The 23,846-nt window shown below is 68.1% G+C and carries 24 protein-coding genes; 10 read left to right on the top strand and 14 right to left on the bottom strand.

The genetic code is table 11. The annotated features are described in order from the left end of the window. Positions 1–4: 4 nt before the first annotated feature. Positions 5–886, top strand: coding sequence for a metal ABC transporter permease (locus B0293_RS00770; protein ID WP_005165312.1), 882 nt, complete (start codon positions 5–7; stop codon positions 884–886). On the opposite strand, the gene B0293_RS00775 is transcribed toward B0293_RS00770, so the two are convergent. The 4 genes from B0293_RS00775 to B0293_RS00790 all read right to left on the bottom strand — a co-directional run bounded on the left by B0293_RS00775 (position 883) and on the right by B0293_RS00790 (position 6,104). Beyond that, positions 883–2,196, bottom strand: coding sequence for an alginate O-acetyltransferase AlgX-related protein (locus B0293_RS00775; RefSeq protein ID WP_039919379.1), 1,314 nt, complete (start codon positions 2,194–2,196; stop codon positions 883–885). The two genes, B0293_RS00770 and B0293_RS00775, sit on opposite strands and share 4 nt — an antisense overlap. A gap of 129 nt (positions 2,197–2,325) precedes the next feature. Beyond that, the gene (locus B0293_RS00780; RefSeq protein ID WP_005165306.1) at positions 2,326–3,549 is read right to left on the bottom strand and encodes a DUF445 domain-containing protein; all 1,224 of its coding nucleotides are present in this window, start codon (positions 3,547–3,549) and stop codon (positions 2,326–2,328) included. A 50-nt stretch (positions 3,550–3,599) separates the two neighbouring features. Next, positions 3,600–4,826 (bottom strand): DUF445 domain-containing protein, encoded by a 1,227-nt coding sequence (locus B0293_RS00785; RefSeq protein ID WP_005165305.1) that lies wholly within the window; start codon positions 4,824–4,826, stop codon positions 3,600–3,602. Between the two features lie 48 nt (positions 4,827–4,874). Next, positions 4,875–6,104, bottom strand: coding sequence for a DUF445 domain-containing protein (locus tag B0293_RS00790; protein ID WP_005165304.1), 1,230 nt, complete (start codon positions 6,102–6,104; stop codon positions 4,875–4,877). Positions 6,105–6,227: 123 nt separating this feature from the next. Here B0293_RS00790 and B0293_RS00795 point away from each other — a divergent pair, with 123 nt between their 5' ends. Then, positions 6,228–7,223, top strand: a complete 996-nt coding sequence (locus B0293_RS00795) for a coiled-coil domain-containing protein (RefSeq protein ID WP_005165303.1) — start codon at positions 6,228–6,230, stop codon at positions 7,221–7,223. Between the two features lie 18 nt (positions 7,224–7,241). Here B0293_RS00795 and B0293_RS00800 read toward each other — a convergent pair whose 3' ends face one another. The 4 genes from B0293_RS00800 to B0293_RS00815 form a co-directional block, all read right to left on the bottom strand. Continuing rightward, on the bottom strand, positions 7,242–8,681 hold the full coding sequence (locus tag B0293_RS00800; RefSeq protein ID WP_005165302.1) for an FGGY-family carbohydrate kinase: 1,440 nt from the start codon (positions 8,679–8,681) through the stop codon (positions 7,242–7,244). Then, positions 8,678–10,012, bottom strand: a complete 1,335-nt coding sequence (locus B0293_RS00805; RefSeq protein ID WP_039919377.1) for an MFS transporter — start codon at positions 10,010–10,012, stop codon at positions 8,678–8,680. Before B0293_RS00805 ends, B0293_RS00800 begins: the two co-directional genes overlap by 4 nt. Positions 10,013–10,351: 339 nt before the next feature. After that, positions 10,352–11,146 carry a DeoR/GlpR family DNA-binding transcription regulator gene (locus B0293_RS00810; RefSeq protein ID WP_005165299.1) on the bottom strand — a complete coding sequence of 265 codons (795 nt, stop codon included), beginning with the start codon at positions 11,144–11,146 and terminating at the stop codon, positions 10,352–10,354. 5 nt (positions 11,147–11,151) lie between these two features. Continuing rightward, positions 11,152–11,769 (bottom strand): histidine phosphatase family protein, encoded by a 618-nt coding sequence (locus B0293_RS00815; RefSeq protein ID WP_005165298.1) that lies wholly within the window; start codon positions 11,767–11,769, stop codon positions 11,152–11,154. 77 nt (positions 11,770–11,846) lie between these two features. Here B0293_RS00815 and B0293_RS00820 point away from each other — a divergent pair, with 77 nt between their 5' ends. From B0293_RS00820 to B0293_RS00845, 6 genes are read left to right on the top strand one after another with little or no spacing between them, the layout of a single operon-like run. Then, positions 11,847–12,533 (top strand): HAD family hydrolase, encoded by a 687-nt coding sequence (locus B0293_RS00820; RefSeq protein ID WP_005165295.1) that lies wholly within the window; start codon positions 11,847–11,849, stop codon positions 12,531–12,533. Further along, positions 12,530–14,215, top strand: a complete 1,686-nt coding sequence (locus B0293_RS00825; protein WP_005165293.1) for a dihydroxyacetone kinase family protein — start codon at positions 12,530–12,532, stop codon at positions 14,213–14,215. Before B0293_RS00820 ends, B0293_RS00825 begins: the two co-directional genes overlap by 4 nt. Next, positions 14,216–14,671, top strand: a complete 456-nt coding sequence (locus B0293_RS00830; RefSeq protein ID WP_005165292.1) for a ribose-5-phosphate isomerase — start codon at positions 14,216–14,218, stop codon at positions 14,669–14,671. A 37-nt stretch (positions 14,672–14,708) separates the two neighbouring features. After that, complete coding sequence (locus tag B0293_RS00835) at positions 14,709–15,743, top strand: 2-hydroxyacid dehydrogenase (RefSeq protein WP_005165290.1); 1,035 nt, start codon at positions 14,709–14,711, stop codon at positions 15,741–15,743. Beyond that, entirely contained in the window at positions 15,740–17,188 is a 1,449-nt protein-coding gene (locus B0293_RS00840) for an FGGY-family carbohydrate kinase (protein WP_005165288.1), read from the top strand. The genes B0293_RS00835 and B0293_RS00840 overlap by 4 nt, the downstream gene beginning before the upstream one ends. A gap of 2 nt (positions 17,189–17,190) precedes the next feature. After that, positions 17,191–17,841 (top strand): class II aldolase/adducin family protein, encoded by a 651-nt coding sequence (locus B0293_RS00845; protein WP_005165287.1) that lies wholly within the window; start codon positions 17,191–17,193, stop codon positions 17,839–17,841. A gap of 11 nt (positions 17,842–17,852) precedes the next feature. Here the strand turns inward: B0293_RS00845 and B0293_RS00850 are convergent, their stop codons facing one another. The 5 genes from B0293_RS00850 to B0293_RS00870 form a co-directional block, all read right to left on the bottom strand. Beyond that, a complete protein-coding gene (locus tag B0293_RS00850) occupies positions 17,853–18,545 on the bottom strand; it encodes an HD domain-containing protein (protein ID WP_005165285.1) in 693 nt (230 codons plus the stop codon). A 66-nt stretch (positions 18,546–18,611) separates the two neighbouring features. Next, on the bottom strand, positions 18,612–19,250 hold the full coding sequence (locus B0293_RS00855) for a hypothetical protein (RefSeq protein ID WP_005165283.1): 639 nt from the start codon (positions 19,248–19,250) through the stop codon (positions 18,612–18,614). Between the two features lie 40 nt (positions 19,251–19,290). Next, positions 19,291–20,337 carry a hypothetical protein gene (locus B0293_RS00860; protein WP_005165281.1) on the bottom strand — a complete coding sequence of 349 codons (1,047 nt, stop codon included), beginning with the start codon at positions 20,335–20,337 and terminating at the stop codon, positions 19,291–19,293. 149 nt (positions 20,338–20,486) lie between these two features. Next, positions 20,487–21,074, bottom strand: a complete 588-nt coding sequence (locus tag B0293_RS00865) for a transglutaminase-like domain-containing protein (protein ID WP_039919376.1) — start codon at positions 21,072–21,074, stop codon at positions 20,487–20,489. Continuing rightward, on the bottom strand, positions 21,071–21,631 hold the full coding sequence (locus B0293_RS00870; protein ID WP_005165277.1) for a TetR/AcrR family transcriptional regulator: 561 nt from the start codon (positions 21,629–21,631) through the stop codon (positions 21,071–21,073). The genes B0293_RS00865 and B0293_RS00870 overlap by 4 nt, the downstream gene beginning before the upstream one ends. Positions 21,632–21,718: 87 nt before the next feature. Here B0293_RS00870 and B0293_RS00875 point away from each other — a divergent pair, with 87 nt between their 5' ends. Beyond that, positions 21,719–22,447: an alpha/beta fold hydrolase gene (locus B0293_RS00875; protein ID WP_005165276.1), complete on the top strand. Its 729-nt coding sequence runs from the start codon at positions 21,719–21,721 to the stop codon at positions 22,445–22,447. Positions 22,448–22,583: 136 nt separating this feature from the next. Further along, a complete protein-coding gene (locus B0293_RS00880; RefSeq protein ID WP_039919375.1) occupies positions 22,584–23,447 on the top strand; it encodes an alpha/beta hydrolase in 864 nt (287 codons plus the stop codon). Positions 23,448–23,491: 44 nt separating this feature from the next. On the opposite strand, the gene B0293_RS00885 is transcribed toward B0293_RS00880, so the two are convergent. After that, a complete protein-coding gene (locus tag B0293_RS00885; protein ID WP_005165269.1) occupies positions 23,492–23,836 on the bottom strand; it encodes a hypothetical protein in 345 nt (114 codons plus the stop codon). Positions 23,837–23,846: the final 10 nt, after the last annotated feature.

Consider the following 23,846-nt stretch of genomic DNA (forward strand, 5'->3'; position numbering starts at 1 on the left):
GACCGTGGACAAGATGTTCGATTTCGCCCTGACCGGCGAACTTCTCGGCCTCGACTTCGTACAGACCGCGCTGCTCGCGGCCGCCGTCCTCGGCCTGGTCGCGGGCGTGCTCGGCCCGCTGGTGGTCATGCGGCGGATGTCGTTCGCCGTGCACGGCACCGCCGAACTGGCCTTCACCGGCGCGGCGGGCGCGCTGCTGCTCGGTGTCGGCGTCGAACTCGGCGGTCTCGCGGGCGCGGTCATCGCCGCCCTGCTGATCGGGATCCTCGGCGGCCGGGAGTCCGAACGCGACTCCGTCATCGGCGTGATCCTCGCCTTCGGCCTCGGCATGGGCGTCCTGCTGCTGTCGTTCTACGAAGGCCGCAGCGCCAACAAGTTCGGCATCCTCGTCGGGCAGATCATCACCATCGACTCGACCAACCTGAACCTGCTCCTCGGCGCCTCGGTCGTCGTGCTGGTGGTGCTCGCGGTGATCTACCGGCCGCTGCTGTTCGCCACGGTCGACCCCGCGGTCGCGGCGGCGCGTGGTGTCCCGGTTCGGCTGCTTTCGCTGATCTTCGCGGTGCTGGTCGGGATTTCGAGCGCGCTCGGCGTGCAGATCGTCGGCGCGCTGCTGGTCGTCTCGCTGATGGTGACCCCGGCCGCGGCGGCCGCGCGGGTCACGGCGAGCCCGTGGAAGGCGACCGTGCTGTCGATCGTGTTCGCGGAGACCGCGGCGCTCGGCGGGATCATCCTGTCGCTCGCGCCCGGGAAGCCGGTGAGCGCGTTCGTCACGGCGATCTCGTTCGTGATCTACCTGGTCTGCCGCCTCATCGCGTGGCTGCGCGGCCGGAGTTCGCGGGTCCGCGTCGAGCCGACGGCGACCGCGCAACCCGCCGTGCGCTAGCGGATCGGGTGCTCGGCGAGCGCCTTCTTGACCGCTTCGAGGAAACCGGGGTCGATGAACGCGAGCTGACCGCCGGCCACACTGCGTTCCACGGCTTCGAGGACCACGACGTTCGCGTTCACGAAAGCGTCGACGGCCTCGGCCTGCGACGTCTTCTGGGTGAAGTGCGCCAGCATCGTCAGGTTCGTGAACGCGCCCGAGAGATACCGCGAAGACGCCTTCGTGAACGAGTCGCCGTAGATCAGGATCTTCTCGTCCACGGTCCCGATCAGCGGGCTCGCCGTGCGGTACACCGGCTTGTCGATGTCGCCGTTCGGCTCTCCCGCGCGCTCGACCACGCCGTCCGGGCGAAGGCTGTAGAGCGTGTTCGTCTTCGTGCCCTGCTTGCTGATCAGCGGGGGCAGGTCCGCGACGGTGTCGTACTGGCCGACAGGCACGCTCACCCAGGTCCGCGTGACACCCGGTTTGATCGCGTTCGCGATGGCGCGCGTCATCACCAGCGCGCCTTCGTCGGCCCAGTGGGTGTCGTTGGGCGGGTAGACCGGCCGCTGCACCCGGCCCTCGGAAGCGCGCAGCTCGGGACGCAGGTCGATCGCGCGGGCGTCCTTGAGCATCCGGTGCCAGGTGACCGCCTCGGCCGAACGCGAGCAGTCCTTGCCGGGGTAGGTGTCGGGCAGGAACTGCGGCACCATCGTCGACTTGTCCGGCGCGACGACGAACTCGAACCGCCGCCCGGACTGCTCGACCGCGCGCCGCAGCTCGTTGATCTTGTCGATCGTCTCGGGCAGCGGACGGGACGGATCGCATTTCGCGTCGGCGTCGTAGCCGTAGTACAGCCAGCCGTCACGACCCTGGACGACGCGGCGGTAGCCGGACGCGGCGTTCGGCGTCGGACCCTGGGTGGGCGCGGTCTTGGACGGCGTGGGCGCCGGCGGCGCGGGGATCGGGCCCGCCTGCTGCTGCGGTGGCGGCTGATCGAGCGGGGCGCCCTCGCCGAAGACGCCGCGGCTGATCGCGTCGGCGGCGGCGATCGCGCCGGGCCGGAACGACAGCTGGTCGATGGCCCAGGCTGGCATGTCGGTGAAGAAGCCCCAGCCCTTGTCCAGACCGGGGAAGCTCGCGAGCTTGTGGTTCTCGATCTCGCCCGGCCGCACGCCGAACACCCACAGCAGGGCCGGGGTGGTGAAGAACAGCAACGCGCTGATCAGCGCGGTCAGCTGCCTGCCACCGTGGCGGGGACGGTGCAACGCGTGCTCACGCGGAAGCCACGCCTCGTGGACGGCTGGCAGCTGCTGGGGTTCGGACGCCACCCCTCCACCGTAATCACCCCGTGTCTCCCGCATGTGAGAACGCCTCACTTCCGCCCACCGGATCGCGTTTAGCCCGCTAAACGCAGGTCGGCGCGCACTTGCGTTTAGCCCCCTAATCGCGATCCGGCGTCAGTGGAGCATGAGAAGGACCTGGAGCTCCCCGACCAGGAAGCCGATGAGCCCGCCCACCGCGATGAGCTTCCACTCGTCCTGCCGGAACGCCGGGCGCAGCAGTCCCTCGAACTCCAGCGGCGTCAGCCCGAGCATCCGCCGCTCGACGATCTTCGCGACGTCCATCGCCTCGGTCAGGTAGCCCTCGGCGTGGCGGATCGTCGGCGGCAGCCGTTCCAGGGCCTTCCGCGCGGCCGCCTGCTTGATCTCCTGCAGCCGCTGCCCGCCGACGGCCATCGCGACCATCGGTTTCGCGACGCTCGCCTGTTCGTCGACGGCGTGGGCCACGAGCCGCTCGACCAGCGCGTACAGCCGATCCGACCGCGGCCCGCGCAGGACGGCGTCGAGCAGGTTCGGCACGGTCAGGATCTCGTTCGCGATCATCTCGCCGTACTGGTGCGCGACCTCGGCCCGCCGCCGCTGGAACTTGCCCTGGAGGATCACCCGGCCGACCCGCACCGGCTCGCGCGGCACGAAGATCAGCTTGATCGCCAGCCAGTCGGTGAGCAGCCCGATGCAGCCGCCGAAGATCGGCAGCACCCACGGCTCCTTCGTCACCGCCCAGACGATCGCCTGCACGACGCCGAGCCCGAAGCCGAAGTAGATCCCCGTGCGCGCGATGAACGCCATCTCCGGCCGCGACGTCTCGCGGATCAGCCGGACGAGCAGCTTCTTGTCCCTGGTGAGCCGCTGCACGGTCATGTGCTGGAAGTCGAGCACCTCGTCGAGGTTCTCGGTCATCTCCGCCATGAACTCGCGCACCAGCCGCGGCGTCGACGCCTGGACCTGCTTGATCAGCAGCTCCTGCGCCATCGTCGGCATGACCTCCCAGAGCCTGGGATGGTGCTTTTCGAGCACTTCGCGGGCGACCTCGTCCACGGCCCGCAACAGCGGCTGCTCGATCTCGCGCGTGATGATCGCCGGGTCGATCCGGCGGAAGACCTCTTTGACGTCCAGCAGGTTCGACGTCAGCAACTCGGTCGCGACGGCGGCCATCCGCCCGCCGTGCTTGGGCACCACGCCCTGCCAGCCGAGGAACGGTTTGATCCCGACGAAGTCGAGCGGCTTGAACATCATCTCGATGGCGACGCGTTTGGTGACGTAGCCGATCAGCGCGGCGACGAACGGGATCGCGGCGTACAGCCACCAGTGCCGCGCGAGGTCGTCGAGGACAGCGTCCACACGACCTCCTCGCTCGAACCCCGGGGATGGGAAACCGTATCGGTTGACCGTCAGTGAAGCAGCAGAAGCACCTGAAGTTCACCGACGAGGCCGCCGATCACCGCGCCGACGGCGATCAGCTTCCACTCGTCCTGCCGGAACGCCGGACGCAGCAACTGCTCGAATTCGAGCGGGTTCAGCCGTCGCATTCTGTCCACAATGGTGTTCCGGACGTCGAGCGCGTTGACGGCGTAACCCTCGGCGTGCCGGATCGTCTCCGGGATCCGTGCCGCCGCCTTCGCCGCCGCGGTCTGCTTCATCTCCTGGAACTTCCTGCTCCCGACGGCGAGCGCGACGAACGGCTTCACGACGCTCGCCTGCGCGTCGATGGTCCGCTGCACCTCACGGGTGATCATCGTGAACAGCTTGTCCGATTTCGGCCCGCTCAGCACGGCCTCTAGGAGGTTCGGGATGGTGATGATCTCGCGCGCGATCATGTCGCCGTAGTCGGCGGAGACCTGGTCTTTCCGTTTCTGGAACACGCCTTGCCAGGTGTAGAACCCGAAGAACCGTTTCGGCTCGCGCGGCAGGAAGATCATCTTCAGGGCGATCCAGTCGGTGAACCAGCCGATGCCGATACCGAACAGCGGCAGCACGATCGGCGATTTCGTCAGCGCCCACACGAGCAGCTGCACACAGCCGAGCGAGAACCCGAACACGATCCCCGACCGCGCGATGAACCGCATCTCCGGTCGCGAGATGTCGCGGATCAGCCGGTTCAGCAAGGCTTTGTCGCGCACGAGGTTCGTCACGACCATGTGCTTGAGGTCGAGCACGTCCTCGATGTTCTCCGCGATCTCGCCCATGATCTTCGTGATCGCGCGCGGCGCCTCGGCCTGCACTCGTTTGAGCAGCAGTTGCTGGGCGGTGTTCGGCAGTACTTCCCAGAGTCTGGGCTGGTACTGCTCCATCACCTCGCGGGTGACGTCCTCGACGATCCGCAGCAGCGGTTGCTCGATCTCCTTCGCGACCTGCGCCGGGTCGAGCCTGGCGAAGATCTCCTTCGGGTCGACGAGGTTGTTCGTCAGCATCTCGGTGGCGGTGGCCGCCATCCGCTCGGCGTTCGCCGGCAGCACCCCCTGCCAGCCGAGGAACGGTTTGACACCGACGAATTCCAGCGGCTTGAACATCATCTCGATGGCGACGCGTTTGGTGACGTAGCCGATCAGCGCGGCGATGAACGGCATGCTGACGTACACCGGCCAGTGCTCGCCGAGGTCGGCGATGACGGCGTCCACTCGCAGCCCCTCCCGCGTCTCGCTTGAGGGGAACCTAGTCGCAGGTCCTCAATGGAGGAGGAGCAGGACCTGAAGTTCACCCACGAGCCCGCCGATCACCGCGCCGACGGCGATCAGCTTCCATTCGTCCTGCTGGAACGCGGGACGCAGGATCCCCTCGAACTCGAGCGGGGTCAGCTGCTGCATCTTCGTGACGATGGTGTTGCGGACGTCGAGCGCGTCGGTGGCGTAGCTCTCCACGTGTTTCACCGTTTCGGGGAGATACGCGATCGCCTTCTCCGCCGCGGCCTTCTTCATCTCCTGGTACTGCACGCCGCCGACGGTGAGCGCCACCAACGGTTTCGCGATGCTCGCCTGCGCGTCGATGGTCCGCTGCACCTCGCGGGTGATCATCGCGAACAGCTTGTCCGACTTGGGCCCGGTGAGCACGGCCTCCATCACGTTCCGCACGGTGAGGACCTCGTCCGCGATCAGCGCGCCGTAGTCCTTGGCGACCGCCTTGCGGCGTTTCTGGAACATGCCCTGCCAGCTGAAGAACAGGAACCGGCGGGGCTCACGCGGGTAGAAGATCATCTTCAGGGCCAGCCAGTCCGTGACGAACCCTGTGACGAAACCGAAGACCGGCATGATCAACGGCTGTTTCGTCAACGCCCACGCGACGAACTGGACCAGGCCGATCACGAAGCCGAACCAGATGCCGGACCGGGCGATGAAGCGGAGTTCCGGGGTCGCGACCTCCTTGATCAGGCGGCAGGTCAGCGATTTGTCCCGGACCATCGCGTTGATCAGCATCTCGTTGACGTCGAGGACCTCGTCGATGTTCGTCGACACCTCGCGCATCAGCCGCGCGACGACCTTCGGCGCCTGCGCGCGGACCTGGTCGACCAGCATCCGCTGCGCCCGCGTCGGCAGCAGCTCCCACAGCCGGGGCTGGTACTGCTCCATCACCTCGCGGGTGACGTCCTCGACGGCCTTGAGGAGCGGCTCTTCGAGTTCCTTGACCACCTCGTCGGGATCGAGCCGGGAGAAGATCTCCTGCGGATCGACGAGGTTCTTGGTGAGCAGGTCGACGGCGGTGGTCGCCATCCGGCGCGAGTTGGCCGGGATGACCCCCTGCCAGCCGAGGAACGGCTTGATCCCGACGAACTCCAGCGGCCGGAACATCATCTCGATGGCGACGCGTTTCGTGATGTAGCCGATGAGCGCCGCGATGAAGGGCATCGTGGCGTAGACGTGCCAATGCTCGCGGATGTCTTCGAGGATCGCCGAGATGTCCAACCGGTCCTCCTCTGCTTACCACCTGTCAACAATGCAGGATGCCATGTGACCGGCCCACCGCACGCCGAGTGCAGCCGTTTGGCGGTACTGCCTGACGGGCCCAAGCTCATTAAGGTGTCCGCCATGGTCGCTCCTGAGAAGACGGCGCCTCAGGCGCCCTCAGCGAAATCGTCCCAGTTCGCGGGCGCTGTCCGCGGTTACGACAAGCGTCAGGTCGACGAGCGGCTCGCCGAGCTGTCGACCGAACTCAAGCAGGCCTCACGCAACCGCGACGAGGCCGTGGCAACCGCCGGTGAACTCACCAAGGCGCTCGGCCACGCCCAGAAGGAACTGGACGAGACCAAGGCCGCCCTCGTGCGGATGAGTGCGAGCCCGTCCGGCGCCGGCGCGATGGCCGAACGCGTCCGCATGATGATGCAGCTCGCCGAAGAGGAGATCGCCGACCTCAAGGCCGCCGCGGAGGCCGACGCCAAGTCGACTCGGACCGAAGCGGACAAGTACGCCCACGAGACGCAGCGCGCGACCGAAAAAGCGGCCAAGGACGCGCAGGCCGAGCGGGAGAAGCTGCTCGCGGACGCCAAAGCCGAGATCGAGCGGCTGAACTCCGAGGCGGCGCAGAAGCGCAAGGAACTGGACATGGAGAGCGTCCGGACCCGCGCCGCCGCGGACAAGAAGGCCGAGGAGGCTTCGGCCGCCCGTCGTGCGGAAGCGGAGAAGGCGTCCGCGGACAAGATCGCGGAAGCCGACCGGGTCTCGGCGGACAAACGCGCCGAAGCCGAGCGGATCTCCGCGGAGAAGATCGCCAAGTCGGAGAAGTCTTCGGCGGAGGACATCGCCGCGAAGCAGGAGCAGGTCGCGGAGGCTCTCACCGACACGAAGACTCAGCAGGCCGAGGCTCAGCAGGCCCGGAAGCTCGCGCTGGAACTCCGGTCGAAGGTCGCCGATCGGCTTTCCGCCACGGACGTCGCCGTCCAGGAGGCCATCCGGCTGTTGGCTCCCGCGCCCGACGCTGGTCCTGTTGCCGGTCCTGATGCCGGGGCGGCCAAACCGGAAGCGGCCAAACCGGAGGCCGCGCCGAAGCCGGCTCCTACCAAGTCCAACGGCCCACGTCCTTCCTGATCTCTCGGTCTTGATCTCTCAACGCCGGACGACGGCGAACAGCTCGTCGTCGATCCAGCCCCTGGTGTGCAGCTCGGTGCAGAACCGCAGGTAGGACTCGGTGAGCGCGGCACTTTCGCGCTCGTCGGGTTCGACCAGCGTTCCCCTGCCGAGCCCTTCGGACGCCTCGCCGAGCCCTCCCGGCAAGACCCCCGCCGCGGCGAGCAGAGCGGCGCCGTACCCCGTTTCGGCCTGCGGTGACACTCGCAGACCGAGACCGGTGACGGTCGCCCTGATCCGCGTCCACAAAGGACTCTTGCTGCCGCCGCCCGCCGCCAGGAGCGGTTCGGTGATCGTGACGCCGAGCCGGCGCAGATGGTCCAGTGCCAGCCGCTCGAGGAACGCGACCCCCTCCAGCCTGGCCCGGTGCAGTTCCACCTCGTCGGCTTCGCCGGACACGAAACCCGCGGCGTCCGCGTTGGCGAACGGGAAACGTTCGCCTTTGCGACGCAACGGATACGCGATCACCTTCGCCGGCCCCAGCGCGGCCGCCGCCGCGTCGAGTTCGGGAAGGTTCCGTTGCCCGGCGACGGCCTCGCCGCCGGTGTTCGACGCGCCACCGGGCAGCCACCAGCCGTCCGGATGGCGATGGCTGTACACCGCCCCTGTCGGATCCGGCACGAGTTCTTCGGTGACCCCTTTGAGCACGTACGTCGTGCCGAGGATCCCGACGAAGCTCCCAGGGGTGACCGCCCCGGCCGCGAGCTGGCCCGCGCAGCCGTCGGTCATCCCTGCCACGACCGCGCAGCCCACCGGGAGCCCGGCGATCGGCTCGGCCACCGTGCCCAGCACGGTGGCCGGCGCGACCACCGCCGGGAGCAGGGCCTCAGGCACCGCCAAGGCCTCGAAGACCTCGTGTGACCATTCGCGGGCGAGCGGGTCGTACCCGCTCTTCAAGGCGTGCGACCAGTCGCTCGCCACTTGTCCGCCGGTGAGCTTCGCGGCGATCAGATCGGGTGTGTGCCGGACCCCGGCGACGTCGGGGACGTGCTCGGACAGCCAGGCGATCCGGCCGAGCGCGGCCGTGGCGGACACGCCGAAACCGAGTCGCCGCCAGCGATCCTCGCCGAGTTCGGTGGCCTTGCGGTTGAGCTCCGCTCCGCGCCTGTCGTCGTACATCAGCGCGGGCGTGACCGGCTCACCCGAGGTGTCGACCCCGACGATCGTCCCCGACGTCGCGGCGACGGCCACTGCGGCGACCTCGCCGCCCCTGCCCGGCAGCTCGCCGGTGACCTTCGCCAGCACCGTCTTCACCGCGGGCCACCAGGACCCGGCGTCCTGCTCGCTGTGCCCGCGTTCGTCGCGGACCGGTGCGGGCAGTGGCTCGGCAGCCAAAGCGAGGACGGTGCCGCCGCGTACCGCGAGGGCACGGACCCCCGCGGTGGCGACGTCGATGCCGATCGTGACGGGTTGGTTCACGTGGTGACGACCTTCTCTCCGACTTCCTGCAGGCTTTTGTCCTCTTCGATCGCCTTCGCCGTCTCTTCGGGCAACTTCAGGTAGCGCACCATGACCGCCGCCACCAGGTACAGCGCGGCGAAGACGATCACCACGCCGGCCGCGCCCAGCGGACCCAGGAACACACTGACGATCGCCGGCCCGACGAACGCCGCCGCGCCCGCGCCCAGGTTCAGCAGGGCCATCGCGCCGCCCTTGTTCTCCGGGGCGAGCGAGGGGAGCAGCGCCGAGATCGGCACGAATCCGGCGAGCGTGGCGCCGTACAGCGCGCCGACGAGCAGGGCGAGCCAGTAGTACTCGGCGCCCATCGCGACCGGGACGAAGTAGAGCAACAGGATCGAGATCGCGCAGCCGATCGCGCCGAACCAGAAGATCGTGGTGCGCCAGCCGATCCGGTCGCTCAGTACGCCGAAGATCAGGTTGAAGAAGATGTTCGTGCCGTAGATGACCGAGACCAGCAGCAGCCAGCGGCTCTCCCCGAATCCGATGCCCTCGATGAAGATCGTCGGGAAGAACACGAGCATGCCGAACTCGGGCGCGGTGTTGATGACACGGACGAGCATCCCGACGCCGACGCGGGGTTTCTTCCACGCGATCGACACGCTGGAGACCAGGCTCTGCACCGGTTTCACGTCCGGCGGCGCGAGCCGGGTGTACCCCGTCCGCTGCCGGACCCCGAAGATCGCCAGCAACCCGCCGAGCGCGAGCAGCGCCACCGACGCCCAGAGCGTGCCGTACTGGCCCAGCACCGGGTTCGTGAAGCTCGCGACCAGCGCGCCCAGCGTCGGAAGCCCGCCGGTGAAGGCGAAGTAGAACCAGCCCACGGCCGCGCCGAGCCTGGCGACCGGCGCCACCGCGGTGATCCAGACCAGGAAACCGAACGCGAACATCGGGTAGCCGAACCCGCGGAGACCGTAGAACACCAGCATCAGCGGGTAGTTCTCACCGGATACCGCGATCGCGAGGAACAGCACGTCGAACGTCAGCCAGATGGCCAGGCCGATCATCATCACGCGACGCGGGCCCCAGAGGTCCGACAGCGCGCCCGACAGCCACGAAGCCAGCATCACGGCGACGCCGTACACCGTGATCACGTACGAGGCCTTGATCTCCGTGCCCGCTCCGTTGTCCGCCATGAACGGCGCGATGAAGCCCGACTCGACCCCGTCGCCGATCATGAACAGCAGCAGCCCGGCGTAGCCGAGGAACAGCGGGGCGGGCAGGCCCCAGCGGTTCAATACACGGGCGAACCCGCTCCCGGATCGCGATAACGGCGGTGTTACCTGGTTCATGCACGCCTCCATGACGTCGTGTTCAGCGTATCATGGATCGTGTTAACTTAACTTTCAAGATGTTACATCGATGGGTTTTCGTGTTAGCCTCGCGCGCTTGGACGGGGCTGGGTTGGTCGTGAGTGGCGATTCGGGTTTGAGCCAAGCGTGTCGTCCGGCCAGTCACGCGTGTCGTCCGTCTGATCACACGTGCCGTCCACTCGGTCACACGAAAGCCCGGCTCGGCACGACCAACCCAGCCCGCCGTTCATCGCTGCCTCGGCCGCTTGCGGTACATGAAGGCCCCCTTCCTTGCGCTAGACGCAAGGAAGGGGGCCTTCATGTACTCGGGCTCGTGCCTCAGGCTTCCGCGATGTCCACTTCCACCTGGCTCCGCATCTCCTCGGCCAGGTGGTCCTCGACCCCGTCGTCGACGATCAGCACGTCGAAATCGCTCAGCGGCGCCAGCCGGTGCAGCGCCGCGCGTTCGGTCTTGCTGTGGTCCATCAGCAGCACCTTCGTCCGGGCGCTGGCCAGCATCGCGCGCTTCAGCATCACGATCTCCGGCTCCTGGTGGAAGGTCATCCGCGTGTTCATCGCCGAGGTCGAAACGAAGGTCGCGTCGACGGTGATCCGTTCGATCGCTTCGAGGCTCTGCATGCCGAGGAACGAGTCGTGAGTCGCCGAGTAGTCGCCGCCGATGCAGATGAGCCGCAGGTCGGGAACGCCTTTGAGGAGTTCGATGGCGCCGAGGTAGTTCGTCGCGACGGTCAGCGGTGTGACGCGGTGCAGCATCTTCGCCAGCGCGAGCGCGCTCGTGGAGTCGTCGAGCAGGATCGACATCCCCGGTTCGACGCGCGCGAGCGCGTGCGCGGCGATCGCCGCCTTCTCCTCCGAATGCACGTTCATCCGGTAGTCGGCGTTGCTTTCGAACACCGTCGACGGCATGGCCGAGACGCCGCCCCGGTACTTCCGCAGCAGGCCCTGCCTGGCCAGTTCGTCGACGTCCCGGTGCACGGTCATGGTGCTGACACCGGTGAGTTCCACCAGGTCGGAGATGGTGGCGGAGCCGGACGCGAAGACGTGTTCGGTGATCTGCCGCTGCCGCGTGTTACGAGAGTGTGCGCTCGCACCGGCCGTCTTCTCATCGCTCATGGGGTTCAGTATCGCGTGCGGGCCGGCTGATTGAGGCGCAGCAGGCCGGTGCGTGCGCCGTCGATCGCGATCTCGGTGACGGCCGCGTTGTCCAGTCGCGGGAACACCGTCCGATAGGTCTCGACCGGGATTCCGAGCAGTGCGCACAAGGTCAGCCTGATCAGGGTGTTGTGCGCGACGACAAGCACCGTCTCGCCCGGCGCCTCGGCGGCGATCCCGCGCAGGGCCTTCGCGCCGCGGGCGGCCGCGTCCGCTGGAGGCTCCGAGCCGGGGAAGGCGCCGGTCACGGGATCGGCGAGAAACCTCGTGACCGCATCGGGATCCGTCGCCGCCAGCTCGTCCCTGGTGCGGCCCTCCATTAGTCCGAAGTGGACTTCACGCAGTTCGTCGACCACTCGAAGCGGCAGGAACAGCGCCTCGGCCGACGGCTCCGCGGTGCGACGTGCCCGGCTCTGCGGCGAGCAGAACACGGCCGTCGGCCCGGCCGCCGCGGCGAACCCGGCGAGCTCGTCCGCCTGCCTGAGTCCCTCCTCGGTCAGCGCGACGTCGCTGCTGCCCGCGTACCTGTTCTCGGCATGCCATTCGGTCTGGCCGTGCCGAGCCAACAACAACCGTGTGACCACGGGGTCCCTCCTCGAAGCTTGCTCAGATCACATCATCGATGTTAATTTAACAGCATCGATGTGAAAGGAGACGCCGGATGGCACTCGCCGCGGTGGTGTTCGACCTGGACGGTGTCCTCGTCGACAGTGAACACCTCTGGGAGGAGAACTGGGTGGCGTACGCCGCCCGGCACCGGACCGAGTGGACCGCTGAGGACACCGCGTCCGTACAGGGGATGAGCGCGCCCGAATGGGCCGCTTACCTCGCGAAGCGGTCCGGCACCCCGGAAAGCGCGGCCGAGGTCGAGCGTGCCGTGGTGGACGGCATGATCGCCGCGATCGAGGCGGGAGAGGCGCCCCTGCTGCCGGGCGCCGGCGAAATGGTCCGCGAGGTGAGCGCGAAGGTGCCGGTCGCGCTGGCGTCGTCGGCCGCCCGCCGCGTGATCGACGCGGTCCTGGACAAGCACGGTCTCACCGGTGAGTTCAGCGCGACCGTTTCCAGTGCCGAGGTCGCCAGGGGCAAACCGAGTCCGGACGTCTACCTCGAGGCGGCCGCCAGGCTCGGCCGGTCCGGAGAGGAATGCCTCGGCGTCGAAGACTCCAGCAACGGCATCCGCGCCGCCGCCGCGGCCGGGCTCACCGTGATCGCGCTGCCGAACCCGGTGTACCCGCCGAAGCCGGACGCGCTCGAACTGGCCGCCGCGGTCGCGGAGAACAATGACGACGTGCGCCGCAAGCTGCTCGCCTACTTGTCCGGTGAGTTCGCGGAGGCGAGCGGGCGATGACGGTCCTGGGTGCCGCGGAGACGTTCAAACGCGACTGGCTGGACGGGTTCGTCACCGCCTACGGGCGTTCGGTGCGCAAGGTTCCCGGCGCCTATGGCGTGCTGCGCCGGGAAGAGACCGAGCGCAAGGTCGCGGTGGTGATCGGCGGTGGCTGCGGGCACTATCCCGCGTTCGCCGGACTGGTCGGTCCCGGCCTCGCCGACGGTGCGGTGGTGGGCGACGTGTTCACCAGCCCGAGCGCCGAGCAGGTCTACCGCACGGCGCGGGCGGCGGAGAGCGGTGCTGGAGTGCTCTTCGGCTACGGCAACTATCAGGGCGACGTCCTGCACTTCGGGCTCGCCGCGCGCAGGCTGGCGGCCGAGGGCGTCGAGAGCCGCACCATCCTGGTCACCGACGACATCGCCAGCGGTCCCGCCGACGCACCGGAACGGCGTCGCGGGGTCGCGGGCGACTTCCTGGTCTTCAAGGTCGCGGGCGCCGCCGCCGAACGCGGTGACGACCTGGCCGCCGTGCACGCGCTCGCGGAGAAGGCGAACGCGAACACCCGGACGTTCGGGGTGGCCTTCGGCGGCTGCACTTTGCCCGGTGCGTCCGCCCCGCTGTTCACCGTCGGCGAGAGCGAGATGGAACTGGGGCTCGGCATCCACGGCGAGCCCGGCGTGCGCACCGCCGGCAGGCTGAGTGCCCGGGAACTGGCCGACGAACTGGTCGACGGCCTCCTGCCGGAACTGCCGGAGGGCGACGGCCGCGTCGTGGTCCTGCTGAACGGGCTGGGCCGCACCAAATACGAAGAGATGTTCGCGACCTACACCCGGGTGCACGAACGGCTCGCCGAGGCGGGGCTCAGCCCGCTGCACACCGAGGTCGGCGAATTCGTCACGTCGCTCGACATGGCCGGTGTCTCGCTGTCGATCCTGGTGCTCGACGACGAACTCGCCGAGCTCTACGCCGCACCTTGCGACACCCCGGGCTACCGGAGCACCGGCGCCGAACTGGCCCAGGTGCCGCTGGAGTCCACAGTGGACTCACTGCTGGCGGAGACCGAGCCGGGGCAAGGCATCGTGGACCGCGCGCTGACGGCGGCTCTGCACGTCATCGAAGCCAACGAAGCCGAACTCGGCAGGTTGGACGCGGTCGCCGCCGACGGTGACCACGGCCTGGGCATGACCAGGGGAATGCGAGCCGCGGTGGCCGCCGCGAGGCGTGCCGGGGATTCGCTGTCCACCGCGCTTCTGGCGGCGGGGACGGCCTTCGCCGACGCGGCGGGCGGCGCGTCCGGGGCGCTGTACGGAGTCCTGCTGGCCGAAACCGGCGCCGGAGTCCAGGGCCGGTCCGGCGACGAGGTCACCGCGGAAGTCCTCGCGGACGCCGTCGACGGCGCCGTGACGGCGTTCGTCGAACTGGGCAAGGCCGAGCCCGGTGAGAAGACCATGCTCGACGCCATCGAGCCGTTCCGGCTGGCGTTGCGCGAACAGGCCGAGGCGGGCGCCGACGTCCCGCAGGCCTGGCAGAAGGCGGCCCAGGTCGCGGTGAGCGCGGCCGAGGCCACGGCGGACCTGCTGCCCGCCAAGGGACGGGCGGCGCGGTTGGCACAGCGGAGCAAAGGGCACCCCGATCCCGGGGCCACCTCGTTCGCGCTGCTCGTCACCGCGGTCGGCCAGGCGCTGGGAAAGGAAGACTGAATGCGGATCGTGGTGGCGGCGGACAACGCCGGGGTGGCGCTCAAGGACCAGCTGCGTGACCTGCTCCTCGCCGACGACAGGGTGGACGAGGTCACCGACCTCGGCGTGGCCGACGGATCGGACGACAAGGCGTACCCGTTGCTCGGACTCGCGGCGGCGGAGACGATCGCGCGGGGCGAGGCGGATCGCGGCGTCCTGGTCTGCGGCACCGGGATCGGCATGGCCATCTCGGCGAACAAGGTCCCCGGTGTCCGGGCCACGGTCGCGCACGACTCGTACTCGGCCGAGCGTTCGGTCAAGTCGAACGACTGCCAGGTGATCACCTTCGGTGCGCGGGCGATCGGCCCGGAACTGGCGAAGAAGATCGTCGCCGAATGGGTCGGCTACCGCTTCGACCCGGCCTCGGCCAGCGCGAGCAAGGTCGCGCACATCACCGAATACGAGCAAGCTCACTGAACATGCCCCCATCCGGGCACGGAGAGAGGACGCAGAGTTGCGGATACTCGCTGCGGGAGACCATTTCGTCGGCACCGACCTGCTGGCCGACGCCGTCCGTGCCGAGATCGGCGCCGGGCACGAGTTCTCGGAACTGACGTTGCCGTGGCCGGTGGAGCCGTTCGGCCCGGTCGCGAACGTGCACGAGGCCAGCGGCACCGAGGAGCAGGTGATCGAGGCGCTGGCCGGCGCCGAGGTCGCGGTGACCCAGATGGCGCCCTTCACCAAACAGGTGTTCGCGGCCGCGCCGGGCCTCAAGCTCGTGTCGGTGTGCCGGGGAGGTCCGGTCAACGTCGACCTCGCCGCGGCCACCGAGGCCGGTGTCGCGGTGACCTACGCACCCGGTCGCAACGCCGGCGCCGCCGCCGAATTCGCGGTCGGGATGATCCTGGCCGCGATGCGCCGGATCTCGACCTCGTCGGCCGAACTGCTGGGCGGGACCTGGCGCGGCGACTACTACGCCTACGACCAGACCGGTCTCGAACTCGACGGGACCACCGTCGGACTGGTCGGCTACGGCGCGATCGGTGCGCGAGTGGCCAAGGTGCTCGTCGCGTTCGGCGCGAAGGTGCTGGTCGCGGACCCGTTCGCCGACCCCGCCCGGATCGCCGCCGACGGTGCGGAGCTCGTCGAGCTGGACGATCTGCTGCGCCGCAGTTTCGTGGTGAGCCTGCACGCCCGGCTCACCGAAGAGACCCGCCACCTGATCGACGCCGACAAGCTCGCGCTGCTGCCGCAGGGTGCCGTGTTGGTCAACACCGCGCGCGGTGGCCTCCTGGACTACTCCCCGCTGCCGGAGGCACTGCGCTCGGGACGGCTCGGCGCGCTCGCGCTCGACGTGTACGACGTCGAGCCGCCGCCCGCGGACTGGGCCTTGCGGGACGCGCCGAACGTGATCGCGACCCCGCATCTCGCCGGAGCCAGCAGGCAGACCGCGGAGCGGGCGGCGAGCATCGTCGCCGCCGAGGTCGGCCGGTACGCCCGCGGGGAGGCACTCGCGAACCTGGCGAATCCCGAGGTTCCGCGGCCATGATCATCGGCGTCGACATCGGCACGTCACTGACCAAGGCGGTCGTCTTCGACAAGGCCGGGATGTCCGTGGCGAGCGCGTGCACCACGTCCGAGGTGCACCACCTGCCGGGCGGGCTGGTCGAACAAGACCTCGACCAGGTGCTCGGCACCGTGGCGACGGTGGTGCGCGAGGTCGCCGCCGGACTCGACGGTCCGGTCACCGCGCTGGCGCTCACCGGTCAGGGCGATGGACTGTGGCTGCGCGACGAAGCCGGAGAGGCCGTGCGTCCCGCGATCTCCTGGCTCGACGGGCGGGCGAACTCGCTGCTGGCCGAGTGGCAGGCCGCCGGAGTGACCAGAGAAGTGTTCCGCCGGACCGCGTCGGGCATGTTCCCGGGCAGCGCCGCCGCGATCATGTCCTTTTTGGACATTCGTGAACCGGATTCGCTCGACAAGGCGGCGGTGGCGGGCTACTGCGTCGACGCGGTACTTCAACGACTGACCGGCGAGATCACCGTCGACGCGTCGGACGCATCCCTGCCGTTCCTGAACCCGGCCACCCGCCACTACGACGAAGACGCCATCGCGGCCGTCGGTCTCTCCCATCGCCGAAACCTCTTCGCGGAGCCGGCGGCGCCGAAGACCGTGTTCCGCTTGGACGAGCGCGGGGCCGCGCTACTCGGTCTTCCCGTCGGGCTGCCGGTCACGGCGGGGCCGTTCGATCTGCCCGCGAGTGCCATCGGCGCCGGTGTGCGACGGGCGGGTGACGGCATCCTCACCGCCGGGACCACGCTCGCCTGCCAGGTCCTGACGGATTCGGCGGTGTTCGATCCGGAGGGCGAGCCCGCGGGGATGTTCCTCTGCACCCCGGAAGAAGGCGAGTTCCTGCGGGCGATGCCCGCGATGGTCGGCACCGCGGGAATCGACTGGGTGTGCCGTCTGTTCGGTATCGCGGTCGAGGAGATCGGCGCTCTGCTCGACGCGAGCGAACCGGGCGCGGGTGGCGTTCGCGCGCTGCCGTTCCTCTCCGCGTCGGGTGAGCGAGCGCCGTTCGTCGACGCCTCGGCGAGGGCTCAGTTCTCCGGACTGAGCCTGGAGAGCGAACGTGGTGACGTCGTCCGCGCGCTGTGCGAGTCGATCGCGTACGCGGCAAAGCACTGCTTCGACGCGGCCGGGCTCACCGGCACGTTGTACGCCTGTGGCGGCGGAGTCCGCTCACTCGAGTGGACCCGCATCTTCGCCGACGTTCTCGGGCGGCCCATCGTGATCCCCGGTGATCCCGGGGTCGGCGCCCGGGGAGCGGTGATCGTCGCGGCGGACGCGCTCGGTGAACCGGTCGACAGGGAACTGTGGGCGGAGAGCGCCCGCGTCGTCGAGGTCCGCCCCGAGAACGTAAGTTTCTACGAGCAGGGCTACGCCGACTACCAGGCCTCACTGGCCGCGGCTCGTGGACTGTGGAGGTTGTAAGGGTGATCCTGGCCAAAGAACGCCTGGCGGTCTGCGAATTCGCTCGTCGGATGACCGCCGACGGACTCGTGGTCGGCACGTCCGGGAACGTCTCCGCGAGGCAAGGCGAGCTGATCGCGGTGACTCCGACCGGGGTCGACTACGCCGGGCTGCGGCCGGAGGACGTACCGGTGGTCCGCCTCGACGGCGAGATCGTCGAGGGCTCCCTCAAACCCACCAGCGAACTCCCGATGCACCTCACGGTGTACCGGCAGGGGGCGGATCCGGACGGCAAGGCGATCTCGGCCGTGGTGCACACGCATTCCGTGCACGCCACGGCCGTCTCCACTCTCGTCACCGAGGTGCCGCCGATCCACTACATGCTCGCCGCGATCGGCCCGACAGCCCGCGTCGCGCCCTACGCGACGTACGGCACCGAAGAACTCGCCAAAGCCATGCTGGAGGCCTTGGAGGGCCGCCGAGGCTGCCTGCTGGCCAACCACGGCACCACCACCTTCGGCGACAGTCTCGGCGCCGCGTACAGCCGGGCACAGCAGCTCGAATGGGTCTGTCAGGTCTGGCTGACGGCACGGGCGGCGGGAACACCGAATCTGCTCCCGCCCACCGAGATCGAGCACGTCGTGGAGAAACTCCGCGGCTACGGACAACGCTGAGACACCGACGACTAGGAGGCCGCGGGCTCGGCTTCGAAGTCCGTGACGTCCACGGCGTGCACCGCGTCGAGGAGTTCGACGACCGTCGGATCGTCGACGGCTTCCTTGATGCACTGCCACAACTGAAGATTCGCCAACGCCCACCGGGAGTAGTTCTCCGCGGCCTTGGGGTTGTAGAAGTAATAGCCGCTGTCGTGGACGTCGCGTTGTTCGCCGACGATCTTGTGCGCCAGTTCGCGGAGGCTCAACCCGTTCTCCCGCAGATAACGGTGGGCGAGTACGACGGGCGTCACCGGCAATGCCTTGAACAGCGTGTCGGCGTCGCTCAAGGCCTGTGCCTCGAGCGAGATGTGCCGGCCCCTGGTGGCCATTTCGGCTTCGTCGACGAGTTCGTCGATCCACCGGGCGACGGTCTCCTCGACCCCGCATTCCCGCAGGATGTCCATCCGGAGGTCTCGCCCGGCGGCCGCGGGGGAGTTCCGGAGCACGATGTAGTTCACGTCGTGCACCAGTGCCGCCACCTCGACGACGGTGCGATCCGCACCGTTGTGCTCGGCGAACCCCGCGGCCTTGGCCCGGACGAAACTCACGTGGTGCCAGCCGTGGAACTGTAGTTTGTCCGCATAGCGCCAGCACAGTTGCCGGACACGATGCTCGACGGCGTCGATGGTCTGGGAAGGAATCGTGCTCTTTCGCGCGCGCATACACCTCTCCGATCCCGTTTACAGACGGGTGGAGTAATGGTATGCGCCTTCGACGGCGGTGTGTAGTTAGATGCGGCCTGCCAGGTCCCCCAATCGGACCTCCACCGGAACGTGACGGTGCCCTATTCCGGTCTTCGGGTCATAGGAAAGACTGAACTCGCTTACAGGGCGTGATTTCACCAAAAACGTCATAGTCCCTTCGGTGGCTTCGGGAATCCGATGGAACTCGTCCGCGTACATGACGCCTACCGACCCCGTCTGACACAGCGTGCTACGTCGTAACCGAACTGATGTGATCAATCCGGAGAGTTGGTCGCGCAGGGTCGAATACCGTTCGTGGACGTAGTTGCCACGGAGGATCGTGGTGCAGAAGTGATATCTGTGGTTGTGCACGGAATCGGCGTAGCCCTCACGCCAGTCTTCGGGTGCCTTGTACTCGTGCAACCAGACCGAGAAGGGGTCGGTCGGGGAATCGAGCAGGCACCAGGCGAAATGGGTGGTGGTCTCCCGGGACCGTTCGAGTACCGCGCTCGCCTCGTCCGGGCTCAGCGAATCCAGATGCCGGCGGAGATCGTCGCGCAGGCCGGGTCTGCACGTCCAGTCACGGAAGATCTCGTCGACGATCTGCCAGTGCTGCGCCAGCGGCAGGTCCGTGGTCCGGAGCAGCGCGGAGAGCCGGGTGAGGGGGGACAAGCGAGTGAGCAACTTCAGCTCCTCAAATCTAGTGCTCTGCGACGCCGAGAGGTCAGGGGTTCAACTCGGCGAGTTTGGTGAACTCCTTCCGGAAGGCGTGGAATTTCCCTTCCAGCTCCAGGAAGTTTTCTTCGGACAGTGGGGATCCGGTGATCTTTTCGTACAGGGCGAGGAAATCGGCCCTCGTCGTGGTGGCGGAGATGCGGAAGTGTCGTCCGGAACGGGACTGGGACACGCGCAGGAACTCGGAGCGTTCCTTGTTGTACAGAAAGGAACCTTCGCTGAACCGCAGCGTTCGCGGATACAGCGTGGTCGCTCCGCGGATGTCGCTGTACAAGGTCACCCAAACGCTCTCGTCGAACACTTCGAGCCGGTCCAGCGGTGGGTCGGCGACGACGGTGATGTCCACCAGCGAGCAGCGGACGCGGGCCAGGAACAGCCCGACCAGGCCGATGCTGATCTCGTCGTCGAGCCTGGCTTGGATCGTCTCGTAGTCCATTCCCGCTTCTTCGCTGCGAAGGAGATAGCGCGCCCTGCCACTGATGGCGCCCTCGTCGCGCGGGTCGGCGATGACCACGCGAAGCTCTCTTTCGGTGCGGGACAACAGCAAACGGGCCGCGGCGTGCCTGCCGGAGAACCCGCGGAAGAAGTAGTGCCGGGTCACGTCGAGGTCCTCGGTCAGGATCCGGTTGAACATCGGATCCGGTTCGGTGGTCGCCTCGAAGACGTGGGTGGGAAAGAATTCCTTGTTGAGCGACCGGTATTCGGCGCTGAGCGCTTCCAGCGCGCGGCGGCTTTCCTCGATCACCGGGGTCACCATCGCGCGTTGTGACGCGGTGGCCGTGATCAGGGTCTGGCCGAAGCCGACCACCGCGGAGATCAGGGTGCCGGTGCCCAGTGAAGTGAGCAGTGTCTTTCCGGCACCGGGGTCCATCTTGCTGGAGATCCACAGGCTGAGGCCCGCCACGACGACCAGTACGGTGAGCAGCAGGCTCGTCCTGGTCCAGAAGATCTCTTGCAGTGGGGTACGGCGGAGCCGGTCGGCTTCCGCGGGCACGGGGTTCACCTCCTTGATCCGCACCCGAACGGACGAACGCATTGCGTATCTGTTCGAGTGCGGGGAGTTACTCTACGCGCATCGTGACAATGCCGAAATAAGAAATTCGGGGGAAAGGTACCAACAGCGAACGTAACGCACGGCTATACCTTATTCGGTGCCGGGGTTTTCCTGGAACACGGTAAAACCGCTCACGGAGAGTGCGGAAGTATCCCTTCGTACCAAGCGGGTCCGGGCGTCGCCGACGACAGTGATGCGACGACGGCCGAAGACGGTGCGGTGTACACGACGGGGAAGTCGATCTCGCCCCTGGCGGGGTCCAGTGTCCACGCGAGTCGTTCATCATCGAGGCAAAAGTGGGCGTCCGCACCGTTTTTGTTGCCTCTCGAGTCGAGTCGGATCCACCGGCCGAGGCCGGCGAGGTACACGCCGTTGAGCCCGTGCAGGACGCCGATCCGCTGATAGCAGAACCCGGCCGGGATGCCTTGGCTGCGCAGCAAAGCGGCCAGCAGATGCGACTTCGCATAGCAGAGGCCGACCCGCTCGCTGAGGACTTCCGAGGCCATAAGAGTGACCCGGGGATCGGCGGCGTCCACCGTATGGGCGATCTCGTCGCGCACGAAGTGAAACATCGAACGAATCACGTCGACTTCGGTGCCGCCGGTCGGTGACAGTCCGTCAGCGGTTTCGCGGATCAGCGGATGATCGTGATCGATCACCGCGTCGGCGACGAGATAATCTTCGAGCCGTTCGGATTCGATCTTCAGCGGGATTTTCACGCGGCACCGGCCAGTACGGTGTCGACGGCTTGTTCGAGGAATTCCGGATCGGCTTCGCCGCCGCGCAGCAGCAGCCGGAACCAGATCGCCCCCGCGAGCAGATCCATCACCAGGACCGGATCGACGTCGTCGCGCAGCTCGCCCCGCGCGACCGCTCGCTCGAAGATCGGTTCCTCTCGTGTCATGCGATCGGCGAAGAAACTCCGGGCGACCTCGCCGAGTTCCGGACGGCGTGGCCCGGCGGTGAGCGTCGCGATCACGGCGGGCGAGGTGCGCTCCGAGGTGAGCAGCCGGAGGATGTGGGTCGCCACGGCGAGAAGATCGCCGCGCAGGCTGCCGGTGTCCGGGACTTCGAGCGCGAACAGTCCCGAATCGCGCAGCGCCGCCGCCAGGAGCGCGTCCTTCGACGGCCACCACCGGTACAGGGTCGTCTTGTTGACACCGGACCGGGCCGCGACCGCCTCGATGGCGAGCCTGTCGTAGCCGTGCTCGGCCAGTAGTTCGAGAGTGGCGGCGAAGATCGCCTCGGCCTTGCGCGGGCCGGTCTGCGTGCTCACGGCCAGAGAATACAACGCACCGTTGCGTTGCGTCGAAAGTGGAGGTAATTTGCAACGCAACGGTGCGTTGCATTCTGGAGGTAGTCCATGGTCCCCGTCGTCTTCGTCCACGGCATCCGGCTCAGCGGTGCCGCCTGGTCCGAGCAACTCGACCTGCTGGGCCCTCCCGCGAAAGCGGTCGATCTTCCCGGCCACGGCAGCCGCCGCGGCGAGCGCTTCACCCTGAAGGGCGCGGTGGACGCCGTCGTCGACGCCATCGACGAGCCCGCTCTGGTCGTCGGGCACTCTCTCGGCGGGTACGTCGCGACGGCCGCGGCCGCGCGGCACCCGGAAAGCGTGGCCGGGCTCGTCGTCGCGGGCTCCACCTACCTGCCGGACAGGGCGCTGGAGGGTCTCTTCAGGCTCGCACACAGGATCCTGATGCGGCTTCCGGATCGCGGCGAAGGGCTCAGCCGCCGCCAGTTCCGGACCGTGCTGCCGCGGAAGGTCGCCGAGGCCGTGCTCGGCGGTGGCATCGCGACCGAGGTGATCCCGGACGTCGCCAAGGCCCTCGCCGGCTTCGACGTGCTCGCGGAACTCGGCGGCTATCCGGGCCCGGCCTGGCTGATCAACGGCTCACGCGACCACTTCCGCCGCCACGAACGCCGCTTCCTCGACGCCTGCGCCGACGGCAGGCTGATCAATGTTCCCAAGGCGGGTCACTACCTGCCGATGACGCGCGGCGAGGAATTCGCTCAGCTGGTGCTCGACGCGGCCCGCAGCCTGTCGATCTCGGGCACCGGTAAACCAGGGGCGTCCGGCGGTGTTGTTCGCTAAGCTGATCGCCATGTGTTCTGTCATCCACACCTGGCAGGCCTTTCGCCTGCGGTCGACGCGCTGACCCTGGTGCCGGCTCTCGCCGACGTCAAGGTCCTCGTCCACCGTTCACCAAGGGATGACAAGGAACTTCACTATGCGCGCACTTTCGCGCCCCATTTTCGTCTTCGTTCACGGCGGCTCCAGTAACGCACGGGCATGGGGCCCGTTGCAGAACGAACTGGCTCTGCTCGGGTACCGCTCGCACGCCGTGGACCTGCCCGGTCACGGCGACCGTGCGGACAGCCCGTCCGCCTACTACCGGCAACCCCAGGATCTCGCGGCACTGGCGGCCGCGCCTTCCCCACTGCGCGGGGTCACGTTGCAGGACAACGTGAAGCACGTGGTGGACACCCTGCGACTGCTTGCCGACGGGGGACCGCTCGTCCTGGTGGGCAACAGTCTCGGAGGGTTGACGATCAGTGCCGTCGCCAATGCCGCGCCGGAACTTCTCGACCGTGTCGTATACCTCTCCGCACTCTGTCTCAGTGACCCGGCCATGCTCACCGAGCCATGGGACGTGGTCGACGACAACCTGCTGGACGACCTGGCGGCGCGGATCACCGTGCCGGACGTGGACGAACCCGGTGTGGCCCGGCTGAACTGGCGCGGCGCCCACGGCGACCCGGCGTTGTTCGCCGAGTTGAAGGCCGCCATCATGGCCGACTCGACCGACCACCAGTTCCGGCTGCTGCTTGACTCCCTGGACCCGGATGAGAGCTACACGGTGCTCGAACCGGGGGCGTTGGTTCAGGCTGACGGATGGGGGCGTGTCCCGCACACCTACGTGCGCCTCGCCTCGGATCGCAGCATCACCCCGGCGGTCCAGGACTACATGATCCGCAAGGCCGACGAGTTGACGCCGGACAACCCGTTCGAGGTGCACACCCTGGCCTCGTCACACGTCGGCTACTTCAGTAGGCCGCGGGACTTCGCCGACCTGCTGACAGGTCTCGTCTGAGTTGGTGCCCTGGCGCCCTCCCGGCGCCAGGGCACTACCGCGAGCTAGCCGACCGGGAACATCGAACCGCCGGTCGAGGTGAACTGGGTGTCCAGCCGGACCGGACCGTGGTGGGGAGCCAAGACGATCGAAGCGTACGGGCTGGCGGACACGCCGTCCCCGTAGTTGGTGCTCAGGTGCGCGCTGACGTGGACGTTCCGGTCGGCGGGGACCTCGAACGTGATCGCACCCCACGAGACCACGTACTGCCTGCCGTCGATGCTCACGAAAGGCACGTAGATCCTTGCCAACGTGCCGAACGGGCGTATCTCGACGGTGAGCAGGCGGCGCGGGCCGTCGTGGTTGTCGACGTAGGGGATCACCCCGGGCCGGCTGGCCAGATCGCTCATTCGCGGGCTC

This window comes from Amycolatopsis azurea DSM 43854 (assembly GCF_001995215.1).
Taxonomy (GTDB): domain Bacteria; phylum Actinomycetota; class Actinomycetes; order Mycobacteriales; family Pseudonocardiaceae; genus Amycolatopsis; species Amycolatopsis azurea.

Coding starts and splice junctions, on each gene's coding strand:
- B0293_RS00795 (WP_005165303.1), top strand. CDS start 6,228: ATGGTCGCTCCTGAGAAGACGGCGCCTCAGGCGCCCTCAGCGAAATCG.
- B0293_RS00805 (WP_039919377.1), bottom strand. CDS start 10,012: ATGAACCAGGTAACACCGCCGTTATCGCGATCCGGGAGCGGGTTCGCC.
- B0293_RS00810 (WP_005165299.1), bottom strand. CDS start 11,146: ATGAGCGATGAGAAGACGGCCGGTGCGAGCGCACACTCTCGTAACACG.
- B0293_RS00820 (WP_005165295.1), top strand. CDS start 11,847: ATGGCACTCGCCGCGGTGGTGTTCGACCTGGACGGTGTCCTCGTCGAC.
- B0293_RS00825 (WP_005165293.1), top strand. CDS start 12,530: ATGACGGTCCTGGGTGCCGCGGAGACGTTCAAACGCGACTGGCTGGAC.
- B0293_RS00830 (WP_005165292.1), top strand. CDS start 14,216: ATGCGGATCGTGGTGGCGGCGGACAACGCCGGGGTGGCGCTCAAGGAC.
- B0293_RS00840 (WP_005165288.1), top strand. CDS start 15,740: ATGATCATCGGCGTCGACATCGGCACGTCACTGACCAAGGCGGTCGTC.
- B0293_RS00850 (WP_005165285.1), bottom strand. CDS start 18,545: ATGCGCGCGCGAAAGAGCACGATTCCTTCCCAGACCATCGACGCCGTC.
- B0293_RS00860 (WP_005165281.1), bottom strand. CDS start 20,337: ATGCGTTCGTCCGTTCGGGTGCGGATCAAGGAGGTGAACCCCGTGCCC.
- B0293_RS00875 (WP_005165276.1), top strand. CDS start 21,719: ATGGTCCCCGTCGTCTTCGTCCACGGCATCCGGCTCAGCGGTGCCGCC.
- B0293_RS00880 (WP_039919375.1), top strand. CDS start 22,584: ATGCGCGCACTTTCGCGCCCCATTTTCGTCTTCGTTCACGGCGGCTCC.
- B0293_RS00885 (WP_005165269.1), bottom strand. CDS start 23,836: ATGAGCGATCTGGCCAGCCGGCCCGGGGTGATCCCCTACGTCGACAAC.